4 protein-coding genes are annotated in these 6412 nt (G+C 74.8%); all 4 read right to left on the reverse strand.

The window, feature by feature from the left end:
• Positions 1-93: 93 nt before the first annotated feature.
• Positions 94-1323, reverse strand: a complete 1230-nt coding sequence (locus ABT381_RS34520) for an FHA domain-containing protein (RefSeq protein ID WP_351601655.1) — start codon at positions 1321-1323, stop codon at positions 94-96.
• Between the two features lie 62 nt (positions 1324-1385).
• The gene (locus ABT381_RS34525) at positions 1386-2744 is read right to left on the reverse strand and encodes a vWA domain-containing protein (RefSeq protein WP_351601657.1); all 1359 of its coding nucleotides are present in this window, start codon (positions 2742-2744) and stop codon (positions 1386-1388) included.
• A gap of 149 nt (positions 2745-2893) precedes the next feature.
• A complete protein-coding gene (locus tag ABT381_RS34530; protein WP_351601660.1) occupies positions 2894-4138 on the reverse strand; it encodes a PP2C family protein-serine/threonine phosphatase in 1245 nt (414 codons plus the stop codon).
• A 1-nt stretch (position 4139) separates the two neighbouring features.
• A partial coding sequence (locus ABT381_RS34535; protein ID WP_351601662.1) for a serine/threonine-protein kinase occupies positions 4140-6412 on the reverse strand: 2273 nt, incomplete at its 5' end.

Raw genomic sequence — 6412 nt, forward strand, 5'->3', positions numbered from 1 at the left:
GCGGCGTGACGGTGGCGGGGGACCGTCAGTGGGCGTGGCTGGACGCCCCCGACGGCCCCCACCGCTGGCCGCTGCCCGGCCCCGGCTGACCGTTCAGCCGCGGCGGACCGTGATCGTCGTCCAGGCGCCGACGTGTACGCGGTCGCCCTCCTGGAGGGGGATCGGGACGTACGGCTGGATCGGGTCCTCGCCGCCGTTGACGGTCGTGCCGTTGGTGGAGTTCTGGTCCACCACCGCCCAGCCGCCGTCCGGCTGCTGCACCAGCATCGCGTGCTGGTGCGAGACGCCCGGGTCCTCCGGCGGGCGCGCCAGGTCGATGTCCGGCGACTCGCCCGTGCTGTGCCGGCGGCGGCCGATCGTGACCTGCTGGCCGTTGAGCGGCAGCTGCTGCTCGGGGGAGTAGGCGGGGAGGTTCAGGCCGGCCGCCTCGGGGCCGCTGCGGCCCATCATCGCCATGAAGTACTCACGGTCCGGGGCGATCACCGCGACCCAGCCGGCACCGGCCGGCGCATGCCCCGAAGCCTCGCCGCCCGGGGGCCACGGCTGCTGCTCGTACGGGCCGGACTGCTGCTCGTACGGGCCGGGCGGGGTCGGGGGCGCGGACTGCTCGTAGGGCGCGGACTGCTCGTACGGCGGGGGCGGCGGGCCTGGCTGCTCGAAGGGGCCCTGCGGCCCGGGGCCCTGCGGCGCGGGCGGTGCGTACGGGCCCTGCCCCTGCTGGCCGGGCGGGGCCGGGGGCTGCGGTGCCTGCTGGCCGCCGGGCGGCGGCAGCAGCCAGTCGTCGCCGCCCTGGGACGGGGCCGGGGGCTGCGGGGCCTGCGGCTGCGGCGGCGGACCCGGCTCGCCGTAGGGCGGGGCGCCGAACGGCTGCTGCCCGGGGCCCAGCGGCTCGGCGGGCCGGTTCACCTGCGAGGGCCGCGAGCCCTGGTACTCGTACTGGTCCGGCGGGCCGGGCTGGGACGGGAAGCCGGGCGGCGGCGCGGACTGCTGCGCGGGCGCCCCGTACGACGCGGAGGTCGAGGAATGCGTCAGGAAGTTGTACCGGCAGCCCTCGCAGAACGGCGCCATGGCCTCGCGCGGCGTGCCGCACTGCGGGCACAGCTCGGCCTGGCCGGTGCCGGGGCCGGGGGCGTGGCCCGCGCCGGGCGGGGGCGGCGGGGGCGGGAAGCCGTAGCCGCCCTGCTGCGGGGCCTGCTCGGGCGGGGCACCGGGGAAGCCGGGGGGCGGAGGAGGCGGCGGAGCGACAGTGCCCGCCATGCGGTGGCCGCACACCTCGCACCAGTCTTCGGCCACTGACTGGTGGCCGTTCGGGCAGGTCGGCATGTCGGTATGTCCCCCTCCGTACCGTCTTCCAACGGTTTTACGTCTAGCTTGTCATGCGTTTGTCACTTTTTGACGCGAACTGTCTTGGTGGAGCGCGTTTCGAGCGTCATCTCGTCCGCTTCCGCGACCTTCGCCTTCAGCCGCACAGTACCGGTCACCGCGTCCACGACGTCCACCACCTTCGCAAGCAGTTTCGCAGTGTCCTCGTTCCCGGAGGCGCTCGCCAGTTGCACGGCCCGGCCCAGCCGGGCGGTCGCTCCGTCGACATCTCCGGACTTACGGGCATCCAGTCCCGACTGGATGGCCCGGGCCAGTTCCGCCTGTCCCGTGTAGTGCGCCACCTGCGGGTCGATCTGCGTCGATGCGGCCATGTCGGTCGTCCACACGGCCCGTACCAGGCCCTGCGCGAGCGTCCGGGGTGCGCCGCCGCCGGGCGCAGGGAGCACCAGTGCCACCCGCGCGGCCAGCATCTCCTGGCCGACTCCGGCGTCCGGGACCCGTACGCACACGTGGTAGTCGCGGGACTCGTCGCCCCACGAGCCGGTCGGGTAGTCACCGGCCCGCGGCCCGGCCTCGGTGCGCCGCCCGGTCAGGTCCTCGACCGTGGGCGCCACCTGCTTCACGAACTGGATCTCGGCGCCCTGCGGGGTCCACACCCGCAGGGCCACGTCCGCGACCTCCTTGCCCATCGCGGTCTCCATCATCCGCGTGAAGTCCGCGGTCAGCCCGGCCGGATCGGCGACGATGTCGGCGCTGCCCAGCAGGGCCGAGGCGATGCCGGTGACCTCCTTGACCTCCCAGTCCGTGCCCACCCCGCGCGCGTCGCAGGTGAACCGCCCGGCGCAGGCGTCCAGAGTGGCCCGCAGGTCCTCGGGCGACTCGTGTTCGTTGCGGCCGTCGGTGAGCAGGATGCCGTGCCGGATGGCGACGTCAGCGGAGTACAGCAGCCGGTCGGCCAGCCGCAGCCAGGTGCCGATCGCCGTGCCGCCGCCCGAACGCAGCCCCCGCAGCGCCTCCTTGGCCTGCGCGCGAGTGGCGGGCGACGCCTGCGCGAGGCGGCCGCCGCCCGGGTAGACCTCGGCGGCCTGGTGGGTGCCGGCGACCACCGCGAAGGCCACCCCGTCGCGCAGCGTGTCGATCGCCGCCGCCGTGGCGTCGCGGGCGCCTCGCATCTTGGTCGGCGGGTACTCCATCGAGCCGGAGGAGTCGACCATGATCACCACAGCGGCGTCCGGGGCGCCGCCCGGCGCGGGCACCGGCTGACCTGCGGCGTCGGCGAGCGGCCGGCCGCCGGAGGTGCCGCCGCCGGTGGCGGTGACCGTGGCGATGGCGTGCACCTCGCGGCCGCCCTCGGGGAGGTACTCGTTCTGGTACACCTCCACGGAGAACTGCGGGACCGTGGACTTCGAGAAGTTGGCCATCTCTTCCGCTCCTTGACGCTCCGTCGTGCTCGTCGGCATGCGGGCGGGCGGAAGTACCCCAGGCCGTCCCCCCGTCGGCACCTCCCCAGGTGCCGGACCGTTCCACTGCGATTGCCGCAGTTACTGCGATGTGGCGTTGCTGCGGTGACTCACGCCGATACTGCCCCGGTCGTGGGGACCGGGAACGGCACCACGGCCACTGTTACGTTGTCGTGGCCCCCGCTGTCCAGAGCGTGGCGGACGAGCGTTCGCGCGCTGTGCAGCGGGCGTTCACCTGCGTCCGGGGGCAGCAGCGCCGCCAGTTCGGCCGCCGCCTCGCTGTAGTTCCACAGGCCGTCGGTGCACACCACGACCACGCCCGGGCGGTCAGGGCGGAACGCGGCGGTGTGCGGCTGGAGGTCGTACGCGTCGGCACCCAGCCAGCCGGTGATGGCGTGGGCCCGGTCGTCGGCGTACGCCTCGGCCTCCGTCATCAGGTTGTTCGCCACCATCTGCGCGGCCCAGGAGTCGTCCTCGGTGAGCCGGGCGCCGGGCGCGGTGCGGTCGTCGGGGATCCAGTACGCGCGGCTGTCGCCGACCCAGCCGATGGTCAGCACCCCGGCGGCCACGATGGCCGCGACGAGCGTGCAGGCCGGGGCGTTCTGCTGGCGGTACGGGTCGCGCGGGTGCTCGGGCGTCTCGGCGAGCGCGTCGACGGACTTGGCGGCGGCCAGGATCGCGTCGTGCATGGCCTGCTGCGGGTGGGCCTCCCGGGGCAGCGCCGCCAGCAGCGACTCGGCGGCCGTCTCGGCGGCGGCCTGCGAGGCCTCGTCGGGCCGGGTCGCGGAGGAGACGCCGTCGCAGACCACGGCGAGCACCGCCGGGGAGCCGTCGGCGAGCGCGGCGTCGGCGACGGTGAAGAAGTCCTCGTTGCGGTGGTGGCGGTGGCCGCGGTCGCTGACGGCGGCGACCCGCTCCAGCTCGCGCTCGAAGTGATCGCGCTCGCGGGGCTGGGCGTGGCCGCAGTGCTCGCAGTAGCCGTCCTCGTCGACGGTGCCGGTACGGCAGGCCACGCAGACCTTGGCGCCGAAGGACTCACGGGGATCGGCCGGGCCGTCCGCTGCCGAGCCGTCCACGCCGTCCGCTTCGGCTTTGCCGTCCGCGCCGTCCGCGCCGTCCGCGCCGTCCGCGCCGTCCGCGCCGTCCGAGCCGCCCGAGCTGTCCGGCGAGCTGCCCGAGCCGTCCGGGAGCCGGTTCGCGGGAACGGGCGGCGGGGCCGCCGCACCGTATGCCCCGGCCGCCGCGTCGTCCGGCGCCACCGCGGAGATGTCCGCACCGCACACGCCGCAGAAGTTGTCCCCCGGCTCCAGCGGCTCGGCGCATCCCGGGCACCGGGAAGGACCTGTCACTGCCATCTCACACCCACGTCCTGGGGCGGAAGCGGTTGGCCCGCTCCACCAGTTCGATCCTCTCATCACCGCGCTGAGCCAGCCTGGCGAGCAGCCGGTAGGACCGCTCCAGGCCGAAGCGCAGCCCGCGCTCGTCCACCTCGCAGCCGAGCAGGACGGGGACGGCCCCGGGCGTCGGCGCTTCCCCGGCGCGCCCGGCCAGTACCCAGTCCAGCGCGCAGCCCAGTACCTCCGTCGTCAGCGTCCCGCGGCGCTGCGCGTCCAGCCCGAAGTCCGCCAGCCGCTCGATCTGCCGGGCCGCGGCCTGCAGGTCGGGCAGCAGCGGGTCGCCGGCCGGGCGCTGCCGGAGCCGGGCCCGTACCGCGGCGATACGGGCCGCGGTGAAGTGGATCGAGGACTCCGGTACGGCCTCCAGGGCACGCACCGCGCCCATCCGGTCACCGGCCGCGAGCCGCACCCGGGCCAGCCCGAACGCCGCGCTCACATAGCTGTGATCGGTGGTCCACACCAGGTGGTAGTACTCGGCGGCGTTGTCCAGCTGGCCCAGTACCTCGGCGCAGACGCCCAGCGCGAGCTTGGGCGCGGGCTCGCCGGGGAACGCGTCGTACACCGCGTCGAAGGACAGCGCGGCGGTCTCCTTGTCGCCGGTGGCCAGGGCCACCAGGCCGCGGTACCAGACCACCCGCCAGTCCGACGCCCAGTCGGCCAGCGGGTCCGTCTCGATCTCCCGCAGCACTCTTTGGGCCAGTGACCCGTCGGCCATCTCCAGCCGGGCCCGCAGGTCGCGCAGCCGCAGCTCCAGGGAGTCGGCGGGCGCGGAGCGCAGCGCGACGACCAGCTCGGCGGGTGCCGCGGCCAGCAGACCGGCCAGGAAACCGGCGTTCGGATCACCGGGGTCCACCCGCGGCGCCGGGAGCGCCAGCACGGTGGCCGCCGTGTCCACGGTGCGCAGCACGGGGCCCGGGCTGCCGTACCCGGGAAGCGGGGACACCTCGTACGACAGCTGCGCCGGGATCGACGGCGTGGCCGGTGCCGCGCCCACGAGGCCCGCCGACGGGCCCCGGCCCGGCAGGGCGGCGACCGTCTGCTTCCGCCGGCCCCAGCGGCCGGGCGGCGCGGCCCGCCCGCCCAGCAGCGAGCTGTCCCCGTCCACCGCCGGCATCAACTCGGTGTCGACCACCCGCAGTTCCGGACCGAACAGCTGGGAGAGCGCGGGCCGCTGCTCGCCGGTCTGCAGCGCGACGACCTCGCGCAGCACGCCGGTCAGCTGCTCGGCCATCTCCTCGGCGGAGGCGAACCGGCGCGCCGGGTCGGGGTCCGTGGCCCGTACGAGCAGCCGGTAGAAGGACTCGTAGCGGCGGAACACCTCGATGTGCTCGGGGTCCGGCAGCGAGTCCGCGAAGACGTTGGTGTAGCCCTGGAAGTCGAAGGTGAGGACGGCGAGGGTACGCGCGACCGTGTACAGGTCGGAGGCGACGGACGGGCCGACCTCGGCGACCTCGGGCGCCTGGTAGCCGACCGTGCCGTAGATCGCGCTCTCGCGGTCGTCCATCCTGCGGACCGCGCCCATGTCGATCAGCTTGAGCTGGTCGTTCTGCTGGATCGCGTTGTCCACCTTGAAGTCGCAGTACAGAAGGTTGCGGCTGTGCAGGTGGCCGAGGGCCTCCAGCGCCTCGATGCCGTACGCGCAGGCCTGCTCGACCGGGAGCGGATCGCGCCGCCCCTGGGGCGTGCGCCGCCCGTTGGCGATCTCCTTGAGGGACTTGCCGCCGACGTACTCCATGACGATGTAGCCGTCGAGGCTGCCGGTCGCCTGGTCGAGGTGTTCGACGAAGTTGTAGATGCGGACGATGTTGGAGTGCTCGATCTCGGCGAGGAAGCGGCGCTCGGAGACCGCGACCGCCAGCGCCTCCTCGTCGCCGGTGTCCAGCAGGCCCTTGAGCACCACCCACCGGTCGGAGACCGCGCGGTCCACCGCGAGGTAGATCCAGCCCAGCCCGCCGTGCGCGAGACAGCCCGCGACCTCGTACTGGCCGTGCACCACATCGCCGGCCCGCAGCTTCGGCATGAAGCTGTACGGGTGGCCGCACTTGGTGCAGAAACCTTCCGTACGCCCGGGCCGCCCGCTGCGCGCCCGGCCCACCGGCGCCCCGCAGTCGCTGCGGCTGCAGAACCGCTTGCGCTCGGGGACCTCCGGGTTCTCCAGCACGACCGTGCGCGGATCGGGCCGCGGCACGTCCGGGACCGCCACCAGCCCGGCCCCCAGCCGCCCGCGCCCCG

Source organism: Streptomyces sp. NPDC000151 (assembly GCF_040301705.1).
Classification (GTDB): domain Bacteria; phylum Actinomycetota; class Actinomycetes; order Streptomycetales; family Streptomycetaceae; genus Streptomyces.

Excerpts from the sequence above, each read along its gene's own strand:
- ABT381_RS34520 (WP_351601655.1), bottom strand. The coding sequence starts at position 1,323 with ATGCCGACCTGCCCGAACGGCCACCAGTCAGTGGCCGAAGACTGGTGC.
- ABT381_RS34525 (WP_351601657.1), bottom strand. The coding sequence starts at position 2,744 with ATGGCCAACTTCTCGAAGTCCACGGTCCCGCAGTTCTCCGTGGAGGTG.
- ABT381_RS34530 (WP_351601660.1), bottom strand. The coding sequence starts at position 4,138 with ATGGCAGTGACAGGTCCTTCCCGGTGCCCGGGATGCGCCGAGCCGCTG.